17 protein-coding genes and 1 tRNA gene are annotated in these 23,095 nt (G+C 44.5%); 11 read left to right on the top strand and 7 right to left on the bottom strand.

Going from position 1 to position 23,095, the window contains the following annotated elements; genetic code table 11:
• Nucleotides 1-205 precede the first annotated feature (205 nt).
• The 5 genes from AC060N_RS10750 to AC060N_RS10730 all read left to right on the top strand — a co-directional run bounded on the left by AC060N_RS10750 (nucleotide 206) and on the right by AC060N_RS10730 (nucleotide 4,506).
• Nucleotides 206-1,294: a DUF2891 domain-containing protein gene (locus tag AC060N_RS10750; RefSeq protein ID WP_479523799.1), complete on the top strand. Its 1,089-nt coding sequence runs from the start codon at nucleotides 206-208 to the stop codon at nucleotides 1,292-1,294.
• A gap of 131 nt (nucleotides 1,295-1,425) precedes the next feature.
• Nucleotides 1,426-2,460 carry an aspartate--ammonia ligase gene (gene asnA / locus AC060N_RS10745; protein WP_479523798.1) on the top strand — a complete coding sequence of 345 codons (1,035 nt, stop codon included), beginning with the start codon at nucleotides 1,426-1,428 and terminating at the stop codon, nucleotides 2,458-2,460.
• A gap of 81 nt (nucleotides 2,461-2,541) precedes the next feature.
• Nucleotides 2,542-2,615 (top strand) — tRNA-Arg (locus AC060N_RS10740).
• Nucleotides 2,616-2,821: 206 nt separating this feature from the next.
• A complete protein-coding gene (locus tag AC060N_RS10735; protein WP_106542864.1) occupies nucleotides 2,822-3,832 on the top strand; it encodes a tetratricopeptide repeat protein in 1,011 nt (336 codons plus the stop codon).
• A gap of 161 nt (nucleotides 3,833-3,993) precedes the next feature.
• Complete coding sequence (locus AC060N_RS10730; RefSeq protein WP_106542863.1) at nucleotides 3,994-4,506, top strand: ferritin-like domain-containing protein; 513 nt, start codon at nucleotides 3,994-3,996, stop codon at nucleotides 4,504-4,506.
• A gap of 92 nt (nucleotides 4,507-4,598) precedes the next feature.
• Here AC060N_RS10730 and AC060N_RS10725 read toward each other — a convergent pair whose 3' ends face one another.
• Nucleotides 4,599-5,417: a DUF6544 family protein gene (locus AC060N_RS10725; protein ID WP_479523797.1), complete on the bottom strand. Its 819-nt coding sequence runs from the start codon at nucleotides 5,415-5,417 to the stop codon at nucleotides 4,599-4,601.
• A gap of 110 nt (nucleotides 5,418-5,527) precedes the next feature.
• Nucleotides 5,528-6,538 (bottom strand): LacI family DNA-binding transcriptional regulator, encoded by a 1,011-nt coding sequence (locus tag AC060N_RS10720; RefSeq protein WP_479523796.1) that lies wholly within the window; start codon nucleotides 6,536-6,538, stop codon nucleotides 5,528-5,530.
• A gap of 271 nt (nucleotides 6,539-6,809) precedes the next feature.
• Between AC060N_RS10720 and AC060N_RS10715 the strand changes: the two genes are divergently transcribed.
• The 3 genes from AC060N_RS10715 (at nucleotide 6,810) to AC060N_RS10705 (ending at nucleotide 12,745) form a co-directional block, all read left to right on the top strand.
• Nucleotides 6,810-9,464, top strand: a complete 2,655-nt coding sequence (locus AC060N_RS10715; RefSeq protein WP_479523795.1) for a TonB-dependent receptor — start codon at nucleotides 6,810-6,812, stop codon at nucleotides 9,462-9,464.
• Nucleotides 9,465-9,574: 110 nt separating this feature from the next.
• Complete coding sequence (gene gtfA / locus AC060N_RS10710) at nucleotides 9,575-11,038, top strand: sucrose phosphorylase (RefSeq protein ID WP_479523794.1); 1,464 nt, start codon at nucleotides 9,575-9,577, stop codon at nucleotides 11,036-11,038.
• 9 nt (nucleotides 11,039-11,047) lie between these two features.
• Entirely contained in the window at nucleotides 11,048-12,745 is a 1,698-nt protein-coding gene (locus tag AC060N_RS10705) for a sodium:solute symporter (RefSeq protein WP_479523793.1), read from the top strand.
• Nucleotides 12,746-12,866: 121 nt separating this feature from the next.
• Here the strand turns inward: AC060N_RS10705 and AC060N_RS10700 are convergent, their stop codons facing one another.
• The 4 genes from AC060N_RS10700 to AC060N_RS10685 form a co-directional block, all read right to left on the bottom strand.
• Nucleotides 12,867-13,463: a class I SAM-dependent methyltransferase gene (locus AC060N_RS10700; RefSeq protein ID WP_479523792.1), complete on the bottom strand. Its 597-nt coding sequence runs from the start codon at nucleotides 13,461-13,463 to the stop codon at nucleotides 12,867-12,869.
• 156 nt (nucleotides 13,464-13,619) lie between these two features.
• On the bottom strand, nucleotides 13,620-14,039 hold the full coding sequence (locus AC060N_RS10695) for a VOC family protein (protein WP_106542856.1): 420 nt from the start codon (nucleotides 14,037-14,039) through the stop codon (nucleotides 13,620-13,622).
• A 63-nt stretch (nucleotides 14,040-14,102) separates the two neighbouring features.
• Nucleotides 14,103-14,471 carry a cupin domain-containing protein gene (locus tag AC060N_RS10690; protein ID WP_153639133.1) on the bottom strand — a complete coding sequence of 123 codons (369 nt, stop codon included), beginning with the start codon at nucleotides 14,469-14,471 and terminating at the stop codon, nucleotides 14,103-14,105.
• A gap of 231 nt (nucleotides 14,472-14,702) precedes the next feature.
• Nucleotides 14,703-16,823, bottom strand: a complete 2,121-nt coding sequence (locus AC060N_RS10685) for a M3 family metallopeptidase (RefSeq protein WP_479523791.1) — start codon at nucleotides 16,821-16,823, stop codon at nucleotides 14,703-14,705.
• Between the two features lie 350 nt (nucleotides 16,824-17,173).
• Here AC060N_RS10685 and AC060N_RS10680 point away from each other — a divergent pair, with 350 nt between their 5' ends.
• The 3 genes from AC060N_RS10680 (at nucleotide 17,174) to AC060N_RS10670 (ending at nucleotide 21,199) form a co-directional block, all read left to right on the top strand.
• Nucleotides 17,174-18,277 (top strand): sensor histidine kinase, encoded by a 1,104-nt coding sequence (locus AC060N_RS10680; protein ID WP_479523790.1) that lies wholly within the window; start codon nucleotides 17,174-17,176, stop codon nucleotides 18,275-18,277.
• A 127-nt stretch (nucleotides 18,278-18,404) separates the two neighbouring features.
• Nucleotides 18,405-20,219 carry a right-handed parallel beta-helix repeat-containing protein gene (locus tag AC060N_RS10675; protein ID WP_479523789.1) on the top strand — a complete coding sequence of 605 codons (1,815 nt, stop codon included), beginning with the start codon at nucleotides 18,405-18,407 and terminating at the stop codon, nucleotides 20,217-20,219.
• Between the two features lie 47 nt (nucleotides 20,220-20,266).
• Nucleotides 20,267-21,199 (top strand): sugar phosphate isomerase/epimerase family protein, encoded by a 933-nt coding sequence (locus AC060N_RS10670; protein WP_479523788.1) that lies wholly within the window; start codon nucleotides 20,267-20,269, stop codon nucleotides 21,197-21,199.
• Nucleotides 21,200-21,417: 218 nt separating this feature from the next.
• On the opposite strand, the gene AC060N_RS10665 is transcribed toward AC060N_RS10670, so the two are convergent.
• Entirely contained in the window at nucleotides 21,418-22,899 is a 1,482-nt protein-coding gene (locus tag AC060N_RS10665) for a Gfo/Idh/MocA family protein (RefSeq protein WP_479523787.1), read from the bottom strand.
• Nucleotides 22,900-23,095: the final 196 nt, after the last annotated feature.

The following is a 23,095-nucleotide window of genomic DNA, read 5'->3' as shown; positions in this document are numbered from 1 at the left end:
TGGTTTTTTATAGTCGTTTCCCAACGACTGATTTGCAGGTGCAAATAAATCTTTTTTTTGGATTTCATGCGTGTTTTACGTTACCCTTACCATAAAAATGCTTAATTTTTTTCGCGTCTTTTCGTTTGTCCCTTTACGGGAAATCAAAGGAGAAGTTCATGAACCAGACAATTCATTTGATTTAACCGATATAAACCTGCAGATAATGAGAAAATTAATTTTGCTTTTTCTGTTTCTTTCCAGTTTTATGAATATGTCAAAAGCTCAAACGCCGGTGGTGCCGGAATTAACCAAAGAAAAGGCAGCGCAGTTTGCCGATCTGGTCCTGAAGAATGTCGATAAGATTTATCCGAATAAAATCAGTCATACCATGAACGGGCCACAGGATGCGCAAACGCCTAACCGGTTGCATCCGGCGTTTTATGGATGTTTCGACTGGCACTCAGCCGTGCACGGTCATTGGTTGCTGGTTCGTTTATTGAAAATGTATCCCGACTTACCGCAGCGAAAGCAGATCATCGATGTGTTGAACCGGCATTTTACGAAAGAGAACATACAAACCGAGATTGCCTATTTTCAGGCGCCCGGACGTGAAAGTTTCGAGCGCCCATACGGGTGGGGATGGTTGCTCAAGCTTCAGGCCGAATTGTTGACCTGGGACAATCCGAACGGAAAAGAGTGGGCGAATATACTGGCGCCATTGGCTCAAGAGATCGTTCAACGATATCATTTTTACCTACCGGGATTGTATTATCCCATCCGGAGAGGTGTTCATGAAAATACAGCATTGGGCTTGCTGTTGGCACTCGACTATGCCAACGTAACCCGGGATTCTACATTCGAAAACTTGCTAAAAGAAAGAGCGCTGTTTTATTATGAGAACGATAAAAATATTCCGGCAGCCTGGGAACCGGGAGGTGATGATTTCCTCTCGCCATCACTTATCGAAGCCGATTTGATGCTGCGCGTTCTCGACCGGGAAGCTTTTCAGGAATGGTTCCGGACTTTCCTGCCGCAAATACCGGAATCGTTGCAACATCCGGCCGTTGTCAGCGACCGCGCCGACCCCAAAGGCGTACATCTCGATGGTCTGAACCTGAGTCGCGCGTGGTGCATGTTCGATATAGCGAAGGAATTTCCGCCGGAGAGTGTGATGGCTCGTCAGTTGATTCAAATGGCCCATCAACACGCTGCTGATGCCTTGCCACATGTGTTGTCGGAAAACTATGTTGGTTCGCACTGGCTGGCTACCTTCGCCGTTTACATGTACGATTCGATGGGCAAGATGGATTGATTTAGTGTTTGTCGGAAAAGTTTTCTGATAATAAGCAAATGTCACAACATGTTTTTGAAACTCATATTTTCAGACGGCTGAATATTCAAATCTGTTACATTTGCCGATGTTAAACTAATAAATCCAAAGGCATGAATCTATATTTTCCTGAAAACTACAAGCCACTTCTCGATTTGAAGAACACAGAGAAGGCTATCAAGTTTGTGAAAGATTTTTTCCAGGAGAACCTGTCTGCAGAGCTGAGACTACGGAGGGTAACGGCGCCACTTTTTGTATTAAAGGGAACCGGCGTAAACGATGATCTGAACGGCATTGAACGACCGGTTTCGTTTCCGGTAAAGGAATTCGACGACAAAGAGGCGGAAGTTGTCCAATCGCTCGCCAAATGGAAGCGCATGATGCTGGCGAAATATGGCATCCCGGTAGGTTATGGAATTTATACCGACATGAATGCCATCCGGGCAGATGAGGAACTCTCGAATATGCATTCACTGTATGTCGATCAGTGGGATTGGGAAAAAGTTATTACCTCGGAACAGCGATCGCTGAATTTTCTGAAAAAAGTAGTTCGGCAGATTTATGCTGTGTTGCTGCGGACGGAGTTTATGGTTTATGAAAATTATCCCAAACTGAAGCCGTCGCTACCCGAAGAGATTACGTTTATTCATGCAGAAGAACTGGCCGAGCGTTATCCGGATTTGACGCCGAAGGAGAGGGAAGATGAGGCCGCCAAAGCGTACGGTGCCGTTTTTATTATTGGCATTGGCGGAACCATGGCGAATGGCGAAGTTCACGATGGAAGAGCACCGGATTACGATGATTGGTCCACGTCCAATTCCGATGGATACAAAGGTTTAAATGGTGATATCATTGTTTGGAACAGTATACTCAACCGTTCCTTCGAATTGTCGTCGATGGGAATTCGAGTCGATAAGAAAGCACTGGAAAAACAGCTAAAGCTGACAGGCACGGAAGACCGCAAGCAACTATTATTTCATCAAAAACTGCTGAAGGGTGGATTGCCACTTTCCATTGGCGGCGGAATCGGGCAGTCGCGGTTGTGCATGTATTTCCTCCGGAAAGCGCATATCGGTGAGGTGCAGGCCAGTTTGTGGCCGGAAGATATGGTGCAGCAGTGTGCTGAGCATAATATTGTATTGGTGTAAGGAATAAAATCAGACAAAATATCCCTGTTTCCCTTTAGAGAACGGGGATATTTTATATATTTGCAGCGCAAAATAAAGGATGGTCTGGTAGCTCAACTGGATAGAGCAGCAGCCTTCTAAGCTGCCGGTTGCGGGTTCGAGTCCCGCCTGGATCACGAAAAGTCTGAGTTTTATAACTCGGACTTTTTTTGTATATTTTTATGTTATCTTGAATTGATTGTTTGAAGAAAATAATGCTAACTACCATTGAATGAGAAGTGATTGCGAAAAAAATCCTGAAAACTAAACAATAAAAGATTCAAATAAACGTAATATCTTTGAGAGAAAATAAAATCCTTCTTCGCCGAAAAACCGTTCGATTATGAAAAAAATTCAGTTCAAAATAGCTCTCATCACTTTACTTCTGGGGGTAAGTGGCTTGCTAAAAGCTCAGGAAGTGGATGTTGCACAACTTCAGCGCAAGGCTGTTTCCAACGATCCGGTAGCACAATTTACGCTGGCAACTTACTATGAGGCCGGCCATGGAGTAGCTCGAAATGCGAAAGCTGCCCGGTATTGGTATTTTAAATCGGCGGAAGCCGGATATGAGAAAGCGGAGTACCGGCTGAGCCAGTTGTACCAGTTTGGTAAGCTTGGGCTTTCGAAAAATATTGATAGTTCGAGATACTGGCAGAAGAAGGCCGGCTATGATGGAAATTTGGATGCCCAGAAGGAGCTGTATCACCATTTTGACAAAGTACAGCCGGAAAGGGAAGCAGCCCTTTATTGGATGCGCAGATGTGCCGAGAACGGCGACAGTGTATACATGTACCTGCTGGCGAAAGCATACGCCGATAAGGAGTTTGGTGATAAAGAATCGGAGACCGAATCATATAACTGGTATCTGAAGTCGGCGGAAGCCGGATACCGGTTGGCACAGACCGAAATGGGAAATATATACCTGATGGGAATCGGCCGGAAAAAAGACTTTGGTCAGGCGATGGACTGGTTCAAGAAAGCTGCGGAGCAAAACGAACATGCTGCATTGTACAATATCGGTACGATGTATGAAAAAGGGGAGGGCGTAGAGAAAAATCATCGGCGAGCTTTCAGCTATTACAGAAAAGCCAGTGAAAATGGTGATGTAGTAGCCAAATTTTATATAGGAGTGAATTACGTGTTGGGTGACGTTGTCCGGCGTAACCTAAAGCAAGCAGCGAAATATTTCAATGAGTATTATGGGGAAGGAGATGATGAATTCCTGAAAAGTGAAGCGTTGAGATATTGGAAACGCTATAAACTGGATGACTTCCTGAGTAAGAATGAAGAGCGCTACATCGATTTAAAAAAGGAAAAAAGGGCAGACAAACCCCGAAAGAATTCGCTTTTTTAGCATATTATTGATTAATAAATTTTCAAGGACGGCAAAAGCCGTCCTTTTTTGTTTTTTCTGATTCCAATGGTAGAACGCCGGTTTTTATAATGATTCTAACCGGATATCTGTTTTTTAATCATTAACTTAAGCCTACTCAAACCAAAAAACAGATTGAAATCATGGGAAAACGTGGAATTGACATCCTTAACCTGGATGTAGAAAAACTCATTAAAACATTAAATGAAGCCTTAAGTGAAGAATGGCTGGCGTATTATCAGTACTGGATTGGAGCCCGTGTAATAGAAGGTCCCATGCGTAGCGAGGTAGAACCTGAGTTGATGATTCATGCCGATCAGGAACTGAATCATGCCGTTATGGTCGCCGACCGTATTGTACAATTAGGTGGAACACCGGTGCTGAACCCGGCGGAGTGGGTCAAGCTTAGCAAATGCAAATATGAAGAACCGACCGATCCGTATATTGAATTGGTACTCAATCAAAATCTAGACGCAGAACGCTGTGCCATTCAGCGTTACAAGGATATAGCTGATTTTACTTATGGTAAGGATCACACAACCTATCAAATGGCGACCACGATTTTGAATGAAGAGTTGGAGCACGAGCAGGAAATTGAGGATTGGCTGGCCGATTTGGAAAGAATGAAACAAGATTTTCTCAAGTTACGTAAATAGCTGAAAACACTTCCCAAACTTGATATAATGGCCATTTTCTTACGAGAGAATGGCCATTTTCTTTTCTGTCATCATGGTATTAGTACCCCTTATCAGGAAATTCGGTGGTAACCGGTTAGCTCGAAACGGAAATAATCCAAATCTCCTTCCGGCAGTTTCCACGAAACGGTTCCTTTAAAAGGTATCATAAAGCCCTCTGCATCACGGTATTCTTCCATTTGAGCCATCCATTTATCCAGCTCGAAGTGACCGTGTATTTCGCGGTAGCGCTTGGCAGTAAACATCTCTACCTGTCCCAATGCGTTAAAATGAAATACGCCCTCTGCAGTTGTATTACCTGCTTTGATAACCGCCATGGCTGAATTCTCGTCCATTGGGTGCCAGGTTATTTTATCGCTCAGGAAAGCTGTTGGATACCAAACCATTTCACCCAGGTAGCGCATGAGCGAACCCTGATCGATTTCACGTGTTTCAGCAATCGCCAGGTTGCGCAAGCCCAGTAAATTGATGCGCATACTTCCTTTTTTACCATCGAACATGTCTCTTACCAGGATGGGAAATGTATTGGCCCGCCACAGAAATCCGGGTTTTGTTGTAGAGACAAATTGCTCCGCTCTGAACGGCATCCATCTCTGGTCCCTGTCTGTCCTGATTTCGCCCTTCTGGCTGATGCGCAGACGCAGCAATTCTCTTTTATCCACAACTCCGGCATATTTCAAATAGCGTTTGACAGGCTCAGGAAGTCCATTTAATTTGTCGGCCCGAATCACTCCCGGTAGTGAGCTTTCTTCCGCTGACATCAAACGATTTACTTCCCGTGATATTTTTCCTCTGAATACCAGCGAACCGGTGAGGATAACCAACAGTGACAAAACAACAATTCCGGCAAGAATCATTAATACAATGCTCATACTTATCGGGTATTTAAGTTCGACCCGATCAAAGTTAAAAGGAATATAAGGAAAGGCAAAAAGAGAGAAGACTTTCGGTATTGTCAGACAAAATTGGGTAATTGCTGAAATCAGGTCGAGCCCCTGATAACCATTTTGCTGGTGATGTTGTGGATTTCGGGTGTCATCATAAAGCCGTGCTCTGCCTGGATACGAGTAAACAACACTTCGGTGGCCATTTTCCCGATTTCAAAGCCCATGGGTTGGATGGTCGATAAAGGAGGGTTGTACATCGTACTGAAGGGCTCTTCACAAAATCCGATTACTGCGATGTCTTCCGGAATGCGAAGACGATTGGCATAAATGGCTCTCATGATGCCGGTCATCGTAAGGTCGCTTATCGCGAAAATTCCATCCGGGGGATTTTCCTGATTCAAAAGCTGATGGGTTGCACGCTCCACATCATCGATCGATTGTCCGGATATAATGTACTTTTCCTCCACTTCGAGGCCCACTTCGTTAAGGGCCATTTTGTATCCTTTCAAACGATTTTTGCTAATCAGTAGATTGGGGTGACCAATGCAGATAGCGATTTGCTTCCTTCCGGTATCCAGTAAATGTTTAACACCATCGTATGTCCCACGAATATCATCAACCAGAACCATGTCGGCTTTAATTTCTTCCGGAACACGGTCGAAAAAGACAATGGGAATATCACGGTCGATGACATTTTTGAAATGACTGAAATCTTCCGTTTTCCGGGAAACCGAAGCAAGAATACCTTCCACATTATTGGCCAACATGGTATCGATACTGTTCACTTCGCGCTCGTAGGATTCATTCGACTGTAAAATCATCAACTGGTATCCATGCTCATGCACGATTTCCTCGATGCCTTCTATAACCGACGGGAAAAAGAAGTAGGAAATATTAGGTACCAATAAACCAATCATCCGGCTTTTTCGGTGACGCAACGAAATGGCCACATGGTTTGGCCTGTAGTGCAGTTTTTCGGCAATCTCCTTGACGGCACGTTTGGTCTCCGGGCTGATATCCGGATGGTCTTTTAACGCCCTGCTTACGGTTGATTTCGATAATCCCAGGAGTTTTGCAATGTCTTTGATCGTGATACTCTGGCTCATGCATGGTTAAGCTGATGACCATCCAAAGGTAGGAAATTCTTCGTTTATTAAATCTAAGTAACATAAATGTTAAAGAACAATGAAAAAGTTATCAACCGCAACCGGTTGCGAAACCGGTTGAAATGAGAAATGGTCTTCAACCCCTTGTAAATCTATTGTTTTTGGAGAAGTGGGAATATAGATTTGTCGACTGATTGGTACAAATGAAAACATGTTTTCGAAGAATCTCGGATTGAAAATTTGTATTTGAAATCACATAAATCCAAAAACTATGAAACGGAAATTAATGCAGCTTACCCTGCTGCTGCTTATGGTCCCTGTTGTTTCTTTTGCCCAGGGAACCGGAGTCATTAAAGGGAAAATCACCGACAAGAAGACCGGTGAACCGCTGGTGGGTGCCAGTGTCCTGATTAAGGGAACTTATACAGGTACGATTACCGATGCCGACGGAAATTACCAGCTTACCAAAGTGAAAGCCGGGTCTTTCGATTTAGTAGCCCAATTTATCAGCTACAACAAAGTTCAAAAAAGTGTTACAGTCAAAGATGGGCAGACTGCAACGGTAAACTTTGCTTTGTCACAAGACCTCATCGGTTTGGACCAGGTGGTTGTAACCGGTGTGGTTAACCCTAAATCGGCCATCAATTCCAGTGTTTCACTGACTAGCCTAAAGCCAAAGGCAATGGAAGAGTTCAGTGCAACGACAACGGCCGAGTTATTTAAAAACATTCCGGGTGTGCACTCCGAGTCGACAGGTGGTGAAGGTAACGCCAATATTTCAGTTCGTGGTGTACCGATTTCTACCGGGGGTGCCAAATTCCTGCAACTTCAGGAAGATGGAATGCCGGTAATGCAATTCGGTGATATCTCGTTCGGTAACGCCGATATTTTTCTGCGCTCCGATCAAACAGTGGCCCGCGTAGAGGCATTGAAAGGTGGTAGCGCATCGACGCTGGCCAGTAACTCACCGGCTGGTATCATCAATTTTATCAGCAAAACCGGAGTGAAGAAAGGCGGAAGCATTGGAACAACCATTGGTCTGGATTACCAGACATTCCGAACCGACTTTAACTATGGAGCACCTCTTGGTAACGGTTTCCGTTTTAACATCGGCGGTTTCTACCGCGAAGGTGTCGGTCCACGTAATGCCGGATTTACAGCCAATAAGGGTGGTCAAATTAAAGCCAACTTCACCAAGGAGTTCGACAAAGGCTACGTAAGGCTGTATTTGAAACACCTGAATGATCGGGCCATTTCGTATATGCCGATGCCGGTCATGGTAACCGGAACCGGTTCGAATCCGACCTATAAATCCATTCCAGGGTTTGACCTGAAGCACGCTGCATTGCAGAGTCCTTATTTTATTCATCAGCTGTCTGTTGATGCCAACGGAAACAGTCGTTCTTTCAACATGGCTGACGGAATGCATCCGATTTCAGATGCAGTAGGAGCTGAATTTAACTTCGATTTAGGAAATGGCTGGACTGTTCACGATAGGGGACAGTTAGCTTTTAACCACGGTTCTTTCAATTCACCGTTCCCGGTAAGCCTGAAACCCGCTGACGAAATGGCTACCAGTTTAGCAGGGGCCGGCGCGACATTGAGTTATGCAAACGGTGCCAATGCCGGTACGCCTCTGACACAGTCACAGCTTTCCAATCTGAATGGAAACGGATTGCTGATGCTGTTGCACACGTTTGATGTGCAATTGAACAACCTGGACAACTTCACCAACGATGTACACATTTCGAAACAACTCGATAACTTCCACGTAACAGCCGGTTACTATCATGCTTCACAGCGCATTGCCATGACCTGGTTGTGGCAGACTTATCTGACCGATGTTCAGAATCAGCCACGCCTGATGAATGTGGCCAGTGCCGACAGTTCATTTTACAGTGAAGGCGGACTGACCGCCCATGGTGTTCCGGCGTGGGGCAACTGCTGTACCCGTGGTTATGATATGACTTACACCATTGATGCTCCTTACGCGAATATGGGAGTCGATGTAACTGATAAATTGAATGTTGATGCCAGTGTTCGTTACGATATGGGAGATGCATTCGGTTATTACCTTGGCAATGAACAAGCTCAGGTTGATGTGAACAAGGATGGTAAGATTTCGCCTGTAGAACAGAGCGTAACGGTTTTGGATAACTCCAATCCACATCCCGTAAGTTATTCTTATCACTATGTTTCTTATTCGGTTGGTGCCAACTATAAATTCGATGCGCACAAGGCTGTGTTCGCCCGTTACAGTAAAGGGGGACGCGCCAATGCCGACCGCTTGTTGTATACGCCGTTTATTACTGCTGCCGGTAAAACTGTTAAAGGTTTGAGCAATGATGGTATCAAGCAAGCTGAATTAGGATTCAAGTACAACTCGCCGGTGGCCGGTATCTTCCTGACAGGATTTTACAATCACGTGGACGAGCAGAATACGGAATTCAACAAGATTATCAATAACAAATACAAATCTTACGGAGCTGAACTGGAAACGGTTATCCGTACCGGAAACCTGAATATCAACTCAGGTGGTACATTCACAAAAGCAGAGATCACAAAGAGTCTTACCGCCGACAACGTAGGTAATACACCGCGTCGTGTTCCGACCCTGATGTACAATATCAGTCCGTCGTACACCATCGGAAAAGGTGCTTTGGGAATGAGCCTTGTCGGAACAACCAAAGTTTATTCGCAGGATGATAATTCAGTTGTGTTACCCGGATTTGCATACGTGAATGCATTTGCGAATTACGCTATCACGAAAGGATTGTCGTTGCGGGTAAATGTGAATAATTTAACGAATACACTCGGTTTTACTGAAATGGAAGCGGATCCTTTTACCAGCAATTCAGTCAATTACATGCGTGCGCGGCCGATTACCGGACGAGCAACAACCATGACCGTTACCTATTCATTCTGATGTAATGAGGGATTACTTGAATTTGCGTAGGTAAGTTTGGAAAAGGAGGGGAGAGAATTACTCGTAATTTTCTTCCCTCCATAACCAACTAGAACAGAGATTGAACAAGTATGGAGAATAAAGTACAGCTGATTACTTATATCGACCGGTTTAGCAGCCAGCATATATCTGAATTACATCAACAATTACATCGGGGCGAACTAAAGCCTTTATTTGGTGGCGTTCATTTGTTGCCGTTTTTTTATCCCATCGACCGGGCGGATGCGGGATTTGACCCCATCAATCACCGAAAGGTGGATCCCCGTTTGGGAACCTGGGACGACATCAAAGCATTGAGCCGGGATGTTGATGTAATGGCTGACTTAATTGTGAATCACGTTTCCGCTGAATCGCAACAGTTTCTTGATTATCTGGAAAAAGGCGAAAGTTCTCCGTTTGCTGATATGTTTCTTACCTACCGGAAGATTTTCCCTCAGGGAGCAACCGACCAGGATTTGCTTAAGATCTACCGGCCACGTCCGGGATTTCCATTCTCCCGTTTTCAGTTTAAAGATGGTACCGAGCGGTTTGTCTGGACAACTTTTACCAGTAATCAAATTGACATCGATGTCAACAGCGAGCCGGGGAAAGCATACCTGGAAAGCATTCTGGACACATTTGAGCAAGCAGGAATTCGGATGATTCGTCTCGATGCAGCTGGTTATGCCATTAAACTGCCGGGAACATCCTGCTTTATGATTGACAAAACGTTTGAGTTTATCGAATCGCTGACGCAGAAGGCGCGCAAGCGCGGAATGAACGTGCTGGTGGAAATTCATTCTCATTACAAAACACAAATCAGTATTGCCGAAAAGGTCGACTATATTTATGACTTTGCTCTTCCGGTGCTCGTGCTCGATACTTTGTTCCACAAAAGTGCAGCCAACCTGAAAAATTGGTTGCGCATGAGTCCAAGGAATGCTTTTACGGTATTGGATACTCATGACGGAATCGGTATCGTGGATGTGGCTTCAGAGCAAGGAGAGCCAGGCCTGATTGACGATAAGGAAATTGACCATGTTGTCAGGAAAATACACGAGAATTCGGGTGGGCAGAGTAAAAAAGCGACCGGTGCCGCTGCTTCCAATCTCGATTTATACCAGGTCAACTGTACATATTTCGATGCATTGGGGCGCGATGAAAACAGTTACATCATCGCTCGTGCCATTCAATTCTTTTCTCCCGGTATTCCTCAGGTTTATTATATGGGGTTATTCGCCGGAACTAACGACATGAAACTTCTGGAAAAGACAAATGTTGGTAGGGATATCAACCGACACTATTACACTAAGGAAGAGGTGAACGAGTCGTTACAAAAACCTGTGGTAAAAAAACTGAGAACCCTAATCGAATTTAGGAATTCACATCCTGCTTTCAATGGAGATTTTCAAATTCAGGATAGTGAACAAAACGAACTAAAATTGCGGTGGAGCAAAGGCAATGAATTTGCGCAATTGTCTGTCGATTTGAATAAGCTGCAATTTACAATCAACCATTCCTCTCCCAAAGGAGAACAACATCTGGACCTTATATAAAACTAAGTAATGAAAGACTTAAGTCTGAGCCCGCTTGATATTGGTATCATCATCGTATATATCGTTGGTATCATCATCTATGGTCTCAAAAAAGCCAAAAGAAAGGACTCGGAAGAATACTTCCTGGCGGGAAGAAATATGACCTGGCCGATTGTCGGTATTTCACTGTTTGCCGCGAATATAGGAAGTAGTACATTAATCGGCCTGGCATCGGATGCATATAAAACCAATGTAGCCGTTTACAACTATGAGTGGATGGCTGCCGTTGTTTTGGTTTTCTTTGCCGTTTTCTTTTTGCCATTTTACCTGAAGTCGAAAGTATATACCATGCCGGAGTTTCTCGAGCGTCGGTACGACAGTCGATCCAGGTATTACTTTTCGTTTATTACCGTACTAGGGAATGTTGTCATTGATACGGCCGCCGGATTATATGCCGGTAACCTGATTTTAAAACTCATTTTCCCGGAAGTTAATTCCACAGTCATTATTATTGTGTTGGCTTTGGCCGCGGCTGCGTACACTATTCCAGGAGGTCTGTCATCGGTAGTGCACACCGAGGTGATTCAGGCTCTGATTTTGGTGATTGGTTCGACGATTCTAACCTATTATGCATTCTCGGCAGTGGGAGGTTGGTCCGGTTTAATTCATGGCCTGCATGCCCAGATTGATGCCGGAAAACTGCATACATCCACCAAGGAAATTTTCAGCCTGGTAAAATCGAGTAAAGATCCACTGATGCCGTGGACAGGATTGGTGTTTGGTGTTCCTTTGTTGGGATTCTACTTCTGGGCCAACAACCAGTTTATGGTTCAGCGCGTGCTGAGTGCCAAAGACTTGAATCACGGTCGTTGGGGGGCTTTGTTTGCTGGTTTACTGAAACTTCCGGTCATCTTCATCATGGTACTTCCGGGTGTGATCGCCATTGTACTTTATTCGAATATGGATATTAGCAGTCTGCACTATTACACCGTCAACGATGCAACGGGAGCGAGGATGCTTTGTACCCATCTGTCTCAGTGTCCCAATTTGACGTACCCCGTGTTGATTTACAGTTTATTGCCGAAAGGTGTTCTCGGATTGGTGATTGCTGGTTTACTGGCTGCAATGTCATCGAGTGTGAGTGCGACCCTAAACTCAGCGTCGACACTGATTACCATGGATTTTGTGCATAAAATTAAGCCGGGATTAACCAGTAAGCAATTGGTTCGCGTTGGACAGATTGCAACCGTTATTCTGGTGGTGATTGCTGCTTTGTGGGCTCCGCAAATCGATCGCTTTGGCTCACTTTTCCAATATCTCCAGATGGTACTCGGCTTGATTGCACCACCAGTAGTTGCTGTTTTTTTATTAGGACTTTTTTGGAAAAGAGGGAATGCCAACGGAGCATTTGTCAGCCTTATAACCGGTTTGGCAATTGCCATATTTGTCTTTCTATCCGAAATATATGGATGGTCAGACACTATTAATAACATCCATTTCCTGAATAAGGCTCCATTGTTGTTGCTTATCTGTATGGGAGTTCACGTAGGAGTGAGTCTTGCTACCGCGAAACCAGCAGCTGAAAAAGTGGAGAATATGACCTGGTCGAAGAAGATTTTCCGGGAAGAAACGGCAGAATTGAAAGGCTTGCCGTGGTATAAGAATTATCGCTATTTATCGATTATATTACTGTTGCTCACCGCAGCCATCGTCTTCTGGTTTCGATAGAGATGTTTAGAGTTGCATAAAAATAAACCCTCTGTAAGTCTCCAGTTATCTTACAGAGGGTTTTAGGTATAATAATATAATAATGGGGTAGCAACTTAATGGCTGAAAATTGAATTTCAGCTTATTTTACACCGATTAACCGAATTACATTGGCACATCCGTTATGGAACGGCCCTTCCTGCAATTCGATTTCTTCTTTCCATGTTTTCAATTCGCCTAATTCCTGAAAATCATTTCTCAATTCTTCTTCCGAAAAAAGCATCTCGACATCTCGCGGTCCTCCTGTGCGGTTATGAATCTGTTCTTTCGAGAAACCTTCCAGAATAAATGTGCCACCAGGTTTCAGAAAACTTAGCATTCGTCTGTGCCTTTGCGTTCTGTCAGCAGCTGAAGCGTGGGCATACACCATGGCAACGCAGTCGAAATGCTCTTCGGGCAGCAAAACCTGGTTGTATCCGGCAAGTTGGTATTGAATATGAACACCCTGCTGTTCGGCTAACCGCATTGCCTTTTTCCGGCCTTCAGTACTGGTGTCGAACGCAGTTACTTTCCATCCCTGCGATGCGGCATAAACCGAATTCCTTCCTTCACCTTCAGCCGGCAATAAAAGTTTTCCCGGGGTTAGCTTTTCCAGTGCTGCCCTGAAAAACTCATTGGGGCTGGTTCCATAAACATATTCTTCAGCTGCATATCGCTGATCCCACATCGTACTGCTCATCTTTCCGTTATTAATCGTAGAGTGATATTATAGTAACCTGAAGCTTTCAAAAAGGTTGACCGGAATTCGTTAAAAAAGGTGAAGGAATGAGCACAAAAAAGCGGGCAAGAATTTTTCCCGCCCGCAGTCAATTCAATGGGATTATATTTCCGGAAATTACAGAATATTTCCCGCTTCGTCCATTTCAGCTTTGGGGTTATATACAATTTCGATCATGAATCCATTCGGATCACTAACGTACCCACGGTAGCCGCCCCAAAAAACGGTTTCGGCCTCCCTGACTACTTTGACTCCGTGCTTCTCGAGTTTGAATATCACATCGTCAACTTCGGCTTTTGTGCGGGTATTATACGATATGGTAAAATTACTGAAACATTTTGCACCGGGTACCGTCTCAGCATCGCTGGCCAGTGCTTCAACCGGGTACAATGCCAGGATGAGGCCGTTCAGTTTATAAAAAATGATGTTACCGGTACTTTCTTCTGTTTTCTTCCATCCCAGCAGATTGCTGTAAAAATTCTCTGATTCTTTCAGATTTCTAACGCCGAGCGTTATATACGAGATTCTTTGTTCCATGATATGTGTTATGATTTAGTGTAATATTGGTTGTTTCAAATATCTTCAGCTTTCGCTTTCATCTCATATGTGGTCGGGTTTTTCCACGGTTAGCTGGTTGCGTACTTCGCCGGTATTGACAATTGTTCCGGGCTCGAAAAGCAGAATGCTGACTTCTTCTTTTGCTATTGGTCGGTGTTCAACTCCACGCGGGATGATAATCAGTTCTCCTTCATGAACCTCAATTGTTTTATCCCGAAGTTCCATGGTAAACGAGCCGTTGATGACCATGAAAAGCTCATCTTCGTTTTCATGGCTATGCCACACAAAATCTCCCTGGAATTTAACCACCTTCACCTGTTGGTGATTAAGTTGACCGATTACCTTTGGGCTCCAATGGTCGCTAAACTTGGCGAATTTTTCTTCTAAATTGATTTTTTCGATTTGAGACATTCCCAAATTTTTTATTTTCACCTATCCTCAATTTACATACACCCAATAATTCCATCAGAGGGGTATTCTCATCACAAATAGTCCGATTAATATAATAAATACGCGTGAGATTAAAAATCGGAAATCGCATATTGCGAAGATATCTTTTACTAAAGACGCTGCTTTGGCAGGAAAAAAACGAAAAACCCGGCTCAATGGAACCGGGTCTTAACTTCGTATATCGTAATGAGTTTAATCGAGTAATCCCCGGTTCTTCAGCAGCGGTTCAATTCCCGGTTCTTTTCCACGGAAGTTGACGTAGAGATTCATCGCTTCGTCCGTTCCTCCACGTTCGAGAATTTGTGTGCGGAAGGCAGTCGCAACTGTCTGATCAAAGATGTTTCCAGCCTCTTTGTATGCCTCAAAAGCGTCTGCATCGAGCACTTCGGCCCAGATGTAGCTGTAGTAGCCGCTTGAATATCCGCCTGAGAAAATGTGAGCAAAATACGTTGACTTATAACGCGGAATGATTTCACCAATCAAACCAATTTTATTCATCGACTTCGTTTGGAAGCTATTGACATCGATGTCCTGCGGTTCGGTAATGGTATGATAATCCATGTCGAGGAAAGAAGCAGCCAGGTACTCAACCGTAGCAAATCCCTGGTTGAATTTACCGGCTTTCACCAATTTATCAACCAGTTCCCGCGGAATCACTTCTCCGGTTTTGTAATGACGGGCATACATCTTCAGCACTTCGGGTTGTGGTGCCCAATGCTCCATAACCTGTGATGGAAGTTCAACGAAATCGCGTGCAACGGCTGTTCCGGACAACGAATTGTAATGAGAATTTGACAAGAGTCCGTGCAATGCGTGACCAAATTCGTGGAAGAGGGTTTCCACCTCATCGTAAGTCAACAATGCCGGCTTATCGCCCGTCGGTTTCGAGAAGTTAGTTACAATCGAGATAACCGGACGAACGTCTTTGCCTTCCTCGTTAAAGTGCTGTTTCCGGTAGCTGGTCATCCAGGCACCACCGCGTTTGGAAGCACGCGGGTAGAAATCCATATAGAGAACGCCAATTTCAGAATTGTCTCTGTCTTTTACTTCAAACACCTTGCAGTCGGGGTGATAAAGCGGCATGTCGGTGAGCTCCGTAAATGTCAGGCCATACAGCTTGTTTGCTACCGCGAAAGCTCCTTCGCGAACATTATTCAGTTCGAAATAAGGACGCAACTGCTCTTCATCCAGGTTGTATTTGGCTTTTCTGACTTTTTCGGCGTAATACCACCAATCCCAGCTTTGCAGCTTGAAATCTCCACCTTCTTTGTTAATCATGGCTTGCATATCGGCGCGTTCTTCTTCGGCGCGTTTCAGTGCGGGAGTCCAGACTTTTTCGAGCAAAGCATAAACATTCTCCGGTTTCTTAGCCATGCGGTCGTCGAGTAAAAACGCTGACCAATTGTCATAGCCCATCAGGTTCGCCTTCTGTAGACGCAGGTTCACCATTTTATTGATGATGGCTTTGTTGTCGTGCTCGTTGTCATTGTTACCGCGGTTGTACATGGCTTTGTACAATTTTTCGCGCAAATCACGACGCTCAGAATAGGTGAGGAAAGGTATCCAACTCGGCTTCTGTAGGGTAAATACCCACTTACCATCCATGCCGGCTGCATTGGCTTCTTCCGCTGCAGCGGAAATAACCGATTCCGGTAATCCGGCCAGGTCGTCCTGGTTGTCGACGACGAGTTGGAAGTTGTTTGTTTCAGCCAGGAGGTTTTCACCGAACTGCAGCGAAAGAAGTGACAATTCCTCATTGATTTTCTTCAGCTGTTCTTTTTGTTCGGGTTCCAGGTTGGCACCACCTCTGACAAAACCTTTGTATGTTTCTTCGAGAAGTTTCTTCTGTTCCGGCGACAAATCGAGTTCATCTTTCTGGTCGTAAACACTCTTGATGCGGGCAAAAAGCTTTTCATTTAGGTTGATTGCATCGCCGTGTTGTGAAAGCAACGGAGCAACTTCTTTGGCAATAGCCTGAATCGAGTCATTGGTATTTGCTCCCTTCACATTGAAGAATACATTGGCTACTTTGTTCAATAGCTGTCCGCTGTATTCAAATGCCTCGATGGTGTTGGCGAAGGTAGGAGCCTCTGAATTATTGACGATTAGGTCTATCTCCGCATTTTGTTCTTCCATACCTTTTTTGAAGGCAGGCAGATAATCGGCATTGGTAATCTGCTCGAAAGGAGGAACCTGGAAAGGAGTATCGAATGTTTTGAAAAATGGATTCACTCGCTGTACGGGTTGTTTGTTTGCTGAACACGACAACAGGAATACTGCTGACGCAAGCAGGATTAGCGTTTTACGTTTCACGTTAGTTAAGGTTAATTTGTTAATACTGTTAATTTGCCCGAAAAATAGCAAAATACCCTTATTCGCACAATGTGTTTTAGAGGCACAGGAATAAAGTGTTGTCTTTACCGGGGGAGGTTCACTGAACCCTTTAGAGCAGATAACCAGATGGTTCGAAATGTTTCATCTCTTTTACTAGGCAAAAAACAGTTGTCGTTAATAAACATTTTGTACAGGAAAATCATTTTATTAAGCAGGAAGTCGTCAGATTTATTGGTTGCAAACGTAAAACCAGTTATTTTCAGCCCGAATTTAATGGTAGAAGCTAATTTGTCTTTCGACAGAATTTTGTTGAAGTAATATTTGCCCGAATGAACATTTTCAGGCGCATTCATATCCACCGGTTTTTCGCATCGCTTTTTCTGATGTTGACATTTGTGTTCACCTTTGGTTTGGACGCAGGTTATGGCATGTTACCTATGACAGCCGGACACATTATACAATCCGGATCATCGGTCAGTGAGTCGCCTTTTAGTTTTCTCGGTCTTGCGAATCTTGACAGACAGCAGTTATATGACACGCTGATTGTTGTGATTTTTCTGCTTCTGTTTTTTATTCTCCTTACACTTTGGTTGCATAAACAGCGGCGTAAGCTGAAGGCAATGAACATTGTTCTGTCGGAACAGCGTTCGGAGCAGGAAATGTTATTGGCTGATAAGCAGAAAAAACAACGGGAATTGAGCCATTTGAACCAGGTTCAGAATCGCATTCTCTCCATCATCGGTCACGATTTACGCGGGCCGTTATCCAGCATGTACGAAATCTTTCGTGCCTATGCCACGGGTGATATGAAGCTCGATAAGCAGGAGTTGGATGTGTTCATCGAGGAATGTTACCAGCAAATGGGCTCCGTGTATTTCCTGGCCGAGAATTTACTTTTCTGGGCAAAAAATCAGCACGACGGCATTGAGTCGTTTCCGGGGAATTATCCGTTGCATAGCATGGGAGAAGAAGCCGTCAGTTTGCTGCAGCAAGTTGCGAATGCAAAGGATATTAAAGTTGAGCTGGACATCGACAAGGATGCCCGGGTACACTGCGATTATAACCAGATTAGTTCTGTTTTGCGAAATCTGGTCAGCAATTCCATCAAATTTACAGACCGGGGTGGGACCGTAGTTATATCCAGTCGTGAAATAAAAGATGAGCAGATTGTAACCGTCAGTGACAATGGTGTGGGGATGGAGCAGGATAAACTGGACCTGATGCTCAAGCAGCGCATGGCATACACGACGAAAGGTACCGATAATGAGTCGGGAACTGGTTTGGGTATTAGCTTGATAGCTGAGTTTGTGGAGCAGAACGGGGGAAAGTTGATTGGTTCCAGTCGTCCCGGTCACGGAACTTCTTTTTCCTTTTCGCTACCCATTGCTACTGCAGAAAATGGTGATGAACTCGATTTCACCGACGAAGAGTAAGAATCTCCTTTTTCGAAAATTTACGTTATTAACTTGTTACTTTTCATAATAAGCCTGTTGACACTTTCTCCGGGTCATCCGAATTTTATATCTTGAATAAAAATTCAGAACGACCATCAACCAAATTATGAAAAAGATAATACTGCTTTTCCTCATCCTTACAGCTATCCTTCCGGTATTTGGCCAACAGGTCCGGAATGGTATTAACGCAGCTCAGTTCGGAATTGCCGGAAAAAAAGATGCCACACCGGTTATTTTAAAAGCGTTGGATGCTTGTTACGAATCGGGCGCTTCTCGATTAACCATCCCGAAAGGAACTTACCATTTTTATCCCGATTATGCACTGGAAGAGTATCTGACTTTAACAGGCTCTTCTAACGGACTGAGACGAATTGCTTTCCCGCTGTTTAATTTCGAAAACCTGATTATCGATGGTTCAGGTTCAACTTTTGTTATCCATGGGATGATGTTACCCTTCGAGCTTCAGGAATGTAAGAATATCAGTATCCGGAATATTAATATTCGTTTTGTCTCCTCCGTTTGGGGCGAAGGAACAGTTACGGAAGTAAACAAAGAAGGACATTTCTTCACAGTTGAAACCAGCCGGGGCGATAGTCTGGAAATAGCGAACGGAAGGCTTTCGATGAAAAGAAATGGAGAAAACCTGCCCGTTAAAGTTGTGGGGTGGCTTCGTCCTGATGTTTCCGGTCGTTGCTCGTTTTTGTCATCTAACTTGGGAACATATACTAATGCGTCGATAAAACCGTTGCGCCAGGGTAATTTTTGGATCGAAGTCCATCCGAATCAATTACCCCAAAAAGGATGGAAAGTAATTTGGAAGGTGGATAGCGAGCGATTGGAAAGTGAAATATCTCCGGCATTTCATCTGACCGGTTCCGATGGCGTTACCTTGTCTAATGTTTCGGTAGTTCACGCGCCGGGCAAAATAATGGTTGCTGAGCAGTCGGGAAATATCATGCTGGACAGGCTGAATGTGTTACCCGATAGCCTGGCTGGACAAAGATTGTCGTCACTGGTCGGGGGTATCCGTTTTATCGGGTGCCAAAAGGAGATTGCCGTAACCAATAGCCGTTTTTCGGGAATGACGGGAGCCGCCATATCGGTATCCGGGCCGACATTGAAAATTATTAAACGAATTAGCAATAGTGTTTTTGGTGTCCGGCAGGTAAGTGAAAAACATTGGGGCAGTCAGTTTGCACAGGTTGGAGACACTATTCGGTTTATTAATCCAGTCGATCTCACTCTTCGGGATAAACGAGTCATAACCCGGATTCGTGACTTGAATGAACAATACCAGGAATTGTGGTTCGACCGGGCGCTTCCGGAAACAGTACAACCGGGAATGCTGCTGACGAATATTTCACGTCAGCCGGAAGTTATTTTACGGGGTAACCGGTTGAATAATATGATGGAAGACGGTGTTCGGTTGCAAACTTCCGGGAAAATTACGGTAGACGGTAATCACATTCGATCGGGAAGACATGGTATTGAGCTGGGAGGCGAACTGGCTTCGACATTCCAGCCGGTAGCATTGAACCAGGTGTTTATTAAAAACAACACGTTGAGACGATGTAATTCAGCAAAGGATAATAAGGCCATGGTTTTGATTGGCCCGGTTCTCTCAGATGCATCGGCTGATACTACCTTTGTTCACCAGGATGTAACCATGGAGGGAAATACATTTTACAACGAAGGCAAAAGTATTTTAGATGCTACTTCAACAGCCGGGTTGGTCATTCGTCAAAATACGGTATTCGATCCAAAATCAGTGAAGATGAATAATCCGGTAATACGCTTACTGCATTGCAAGAAGGTTGGCGTTGTCGGGAACCGTTACCTGAACAAACAGGAGGCGTTTATGCAAGTTGAAGATGTGAAGGATTTGTTGTTTTTTAATAATGAAGGAATTAAGTCTCCATAATCATATGTTCCTGTAAGCTTATTTTTAACTAACTAATCAACCAAACTATGAAAACAAACCGACGAGATTTCCTATCGGCCGCCGGCCTCGCGTCCGGAGGATTATTGCTGCCATCCATGAAACCGGGGATGCCTTCCATTCCGCAGAAAACAAGAGTTAAACTAGCTGTATCAACCTATTCGTACTGGCACTTTAAGGAGCCCAAAGTGTCGGTCGATACGGTAATCGACAAGGCGGCCCGGTTAGGAATTGAAGGAGTTGACGTGTTACACCGGCAAATGGACAGTGAATCCAAATCCTATCTCAATAAGCTGAAACGCCATGCGTTTGTCAACGGAATCGATTTGGTTTGTTTGTCCATCCATCAGGATTTTGTTTCACCCGACGAAGAAGAGCGGGAAAAGAATATTCAACATACACTTCGCTGCCTTGAAATTGCCGCCGATATGGGAATTCCCAGTATCCGGCTGAATTCAGGAAGGTGGGGAACGCGTAAGTCATTCGACGATTTGATGGCTCACCGGGGGCATGAAGAGCCGATTCCGGGCTATGATGAAGACGACGCATTTGGCTGGGCAATCGACAGTATTGAAAAGTGTTTGCCTCGGGCCGAAGAACTGGGCGTAGTGATGGCGCTGGAGAATCATTGGGGCTTGTCCAGTACTCCGGAAGGCATGTTGCGCATTAAGAAGGCAATCGATTCACCGTGGCTGGGATTGTTGATGGACACCGGTAATTTTCTGGAAGATCCCTATCAGAAACTAGAGATGATAGCGCCTCAAACCGTTTTTGTTCAGGCTAAAACATATTTCGGGGGAGGCGAGTGGTACACTCTCGATTTAAACTACAAACGGATTGCCGAGATATTGGAAAATGTCGGTTATCAGGGATATGTTTCGCTCGAGTTCGAAGGCAAAGAGCCTGCGGACGAAGGGGTCTCAAAGAGCATTTATCTACTTCGGGAAGCTTTTCACTCCTGACATTTTAGGTGAGTAAAAAGCAAAAAGGGTGCGACTCCCGAAGAAGCAGCACCCCAAAAAAATGGTAGAATTATTTGTAGAAGCATAGGTAAAACGTGTACCTATCCTTCAATATTGTCTTAGTATGCTTTCTTATATGATTTTTTATTAACAAAATACATCGGGTCGAAAGCAAACTGCCTGTTAATGTGTTAAATTGAACGGAAATATTTTTTCATTCAAATTTTCCATCCCTTACGATAAGTGTGTTTTACCCATTCATTTGCCATTTCAGCAGCTGGTAATTCGTCCGTCCAGTCCGTGTGAAACTGCGGTTGTCCGTCAATCTTTTTGTACTGATGGGAGGTAATGATTTTAAATTTATCGTCAGGCGAAATATTGGTAAACTTCATTTTCTCACCATCCCAATGAAGAGGTCGGTTGAGTGCCTGTAACCGGATGGCGAGATTTCCCATCAACACCATCTCCGAAAGCGGTCCTGCGTATTCAAAGTCAGATGATGTCAATCCAACACCATCTTTTCCTTTCATACAGGCCCTTACCCATTGCATTTCGTGCCTGCCGCCACCCAGCGGATCGTCAGCGTATCGCGGAAGGTCAACCTTTGTAATCGGTTTCTCATTTCCCGGTAATAACAGTTTCCAGTCGCGGCCGTAGTAATCGCACACCAGTTTGCCTTTGGAGCCGATGAACAAATTTCCACCGCCCCAGCCGCCCATGGGCTCGCCGTCAGGTAGCTCTTTTGGTCGGGGAGGCATTAATCCACCGTCGTGCCAGGTTACTTTCACTTCCGGGAAGTTGCAGTATTCTGTGTTTTCCCTTGCGGGAAAAGTATATTCAACCCGCGACGCTTCCGGTGCGCTTTCCGTATTACAAATGGTTGAACTGGCTTCAACGACAACAGGATATTTTAGCTTAAGAGCATAAAACGGTACATCCAGAATATGACAGCCCATGTCGCCCAGGGCGCCGGTTCCAAAATCCCACCAGGCACGCCAACTCCAGGGCGTGTAAGCTGAATGATAGGGACGAAAAGCTGCCGGTCCAATAAATAAATCCCAGTCGAGTGTTTCCGGAACTTTTTCGGACTGTCTCGGTCGTTCCAGTCCCTGCGGCCAGATGGGGCGGTTGGTCCAGGCATGAGCTTCCCGGATATCTCCCAAAATTCCGCTTTGTATAATTTCCGCTACTTCATAAACCGTATCATCAGAATGGCCCTCATTTCCCATTTGAGTCACTACTCCTGTTTGCCGTGCCGTTTCTGTTAATAAACGAGACTCACTGACGGAATGCGTCAACGGTTTTTGCACATAGACGTGTTTCCCTGCTTTCATCGCTGCCATTGCCGCAATTGCGTGTGTATGGTCAGGCGTGGCTACAACGACAGCATCAATATCCTTCTGCTGTTCCAGCATTTTTCGGAAATCCTTAAAACGTTTGGCTTTCGGATACTTTTCGAAAACCGGAGTGGCATAATCCCAATCGACATCGCACAAGGCTACAACGTTTTGTCCGACCATGTTTTCCAGGTTCACCTTTCCTTTTCCCCCGATACCTATACCGGCAATATTCAATTTATCGCTGGGAGCAACATGTCCTAGACCGGAAATTGCGTGACTCGGCACAATGGTAAATGCGCCAGCTGCTCCGACAGCTGTTCCAATAAATTTTCTTCGTGTAAGCTGATTGGATTTTTTCATTGTTTAGTGTTGTTAGTTTAGCACATTAAATATAAAGATTTCAAATTGAATGATATAGGTTGTACATTAAAGACTGGATGGTATCGCTTTAGAGTTTGAGTAAAAATTACGGCCCGTAATCGTAAGTGTTACACTTAAACAGGGGTATAAAGCTTAAGAGTGATGTAACATTCAGGAACTTTAAGTATCATAAATT

It is taken from the genome of Prolixibacter sp. DSM 2831, assembly GCF_056493735.1.
The sequence above is the reverse complement of the archived record's forward strand: the minus strand, read 5'-3'. Positions and strand labels throughout refer to the sequence as shown.

Bases quoted from the DNA above. Each gene is read 5' to 3' on its own strand.
- AC060N_RS10750 (WP_479523799.1), top strand. From the start codon at position 206: ATGAGAAAATTAATTTTGCTTTTTCTGTTTCTTTCCAGTTTTATGAAT.
- asnA (WP_479523798.1), top strand. From the start codon at position 1,426: ATGAATCTATATTTTCCTGAAAACTACAAGCCACTTCTCGATTTGAAG.
- AC060N_RS10735 (WP_106542864.1), top strand. From the start codon at position 2,822: ATGAAAAAAATTCAGTTCAAAATAGCTCTCATCACTTTACTTCTGGGG.
- AC060N_RS10730 (WP_106542863.1), top strand. From the start codon at position 3,994: ATGGGAAAACGTGGAATTGACATCCTTAACCTGGATGTAGAAAAACTC.
- AC060N_RS10725 (WP_479523797.1), bottom strand. From the start codon at position 5,417: ATGAGCATTGTATTAATGATTCTTGCCGGAATTGTTGTTTTGTCACTG.
- AC060N_RS10720 (WP_479523796.1), bottom strand. From the start codon at position 6,538: ATGAGCCAGAGTATCACGATCAAAGACATTGCAAAACTCCTGGGATTA.
- AC060N_RS10715 (WP_479523795.1), top strand. From the start codon at position 6,810: ATGAAACGGAAATTAATGCAGCTTACCCTGCTGCTGCTTATGGTCCCT.
- gtfA (WP_479523794.1), top strand. From the start codon at position 9,575: ATGGAGAATAAAGTACAGCTGATTACTTATATCGACCGGTTTAGCAGC.
- AC060N_RS10705 (WP_479523793.1), top strand. From the start codon at position 11,048: ATGAAAGACTTAAGTCTGAGCCCGCTTGATATTGGTATCATCATCGTA.
- AC060N_RS10700 (WP_479523792.1), bottom strand. From the start codon at position 13,463: ATGAGCAGTACGATGTGGGATCAGCGATATGCAGCTGAAGAATATGTT.
- AC060N_RS10695 (WP_106542856.1), bottom strand. From the start codon at position 14,039: ATGGAACAAAGAATCTCGTATATAACGCTCGGCGTTAGAAATCTGAAA.
- AC060N_RS10690 (WP_153639133.1), bottom strand. From the start codon at position 14,471: ATGTCTCAAATCGAAAAAATCAATTTAGAAGAAAAATTCGCCAAGTTT.
- AC060N_RS10680 (WP_479523790.1), top strand. From the start codon at position 17,174: ATGAACATTTTCAGGCGCATTCATATCCACCGGTTTTTCGCATCGCTT.
- AC060N_RS10675 (WP_479523789.1), top strand. From the start codon at position 18,405: ATGAAAAAGATAATACTGCTTTTCCTCATCCTTACAGCTATCCTTCCG.
- AC060N_RS10670 (WP_479523788.1), top strand. From the start codon at position 20,267: ATGAAAACAAACCGACGAGATTTCCTATCGGCCGCCGGCCTCGCGTCC.
- AC060N_RS10665 (WP_479523787.1), bottom strand. From the start codon at position 22,899: ATGAAAAAATCCAATCAGCTTACACGAAGAAAATTTATTGGAACAGCT.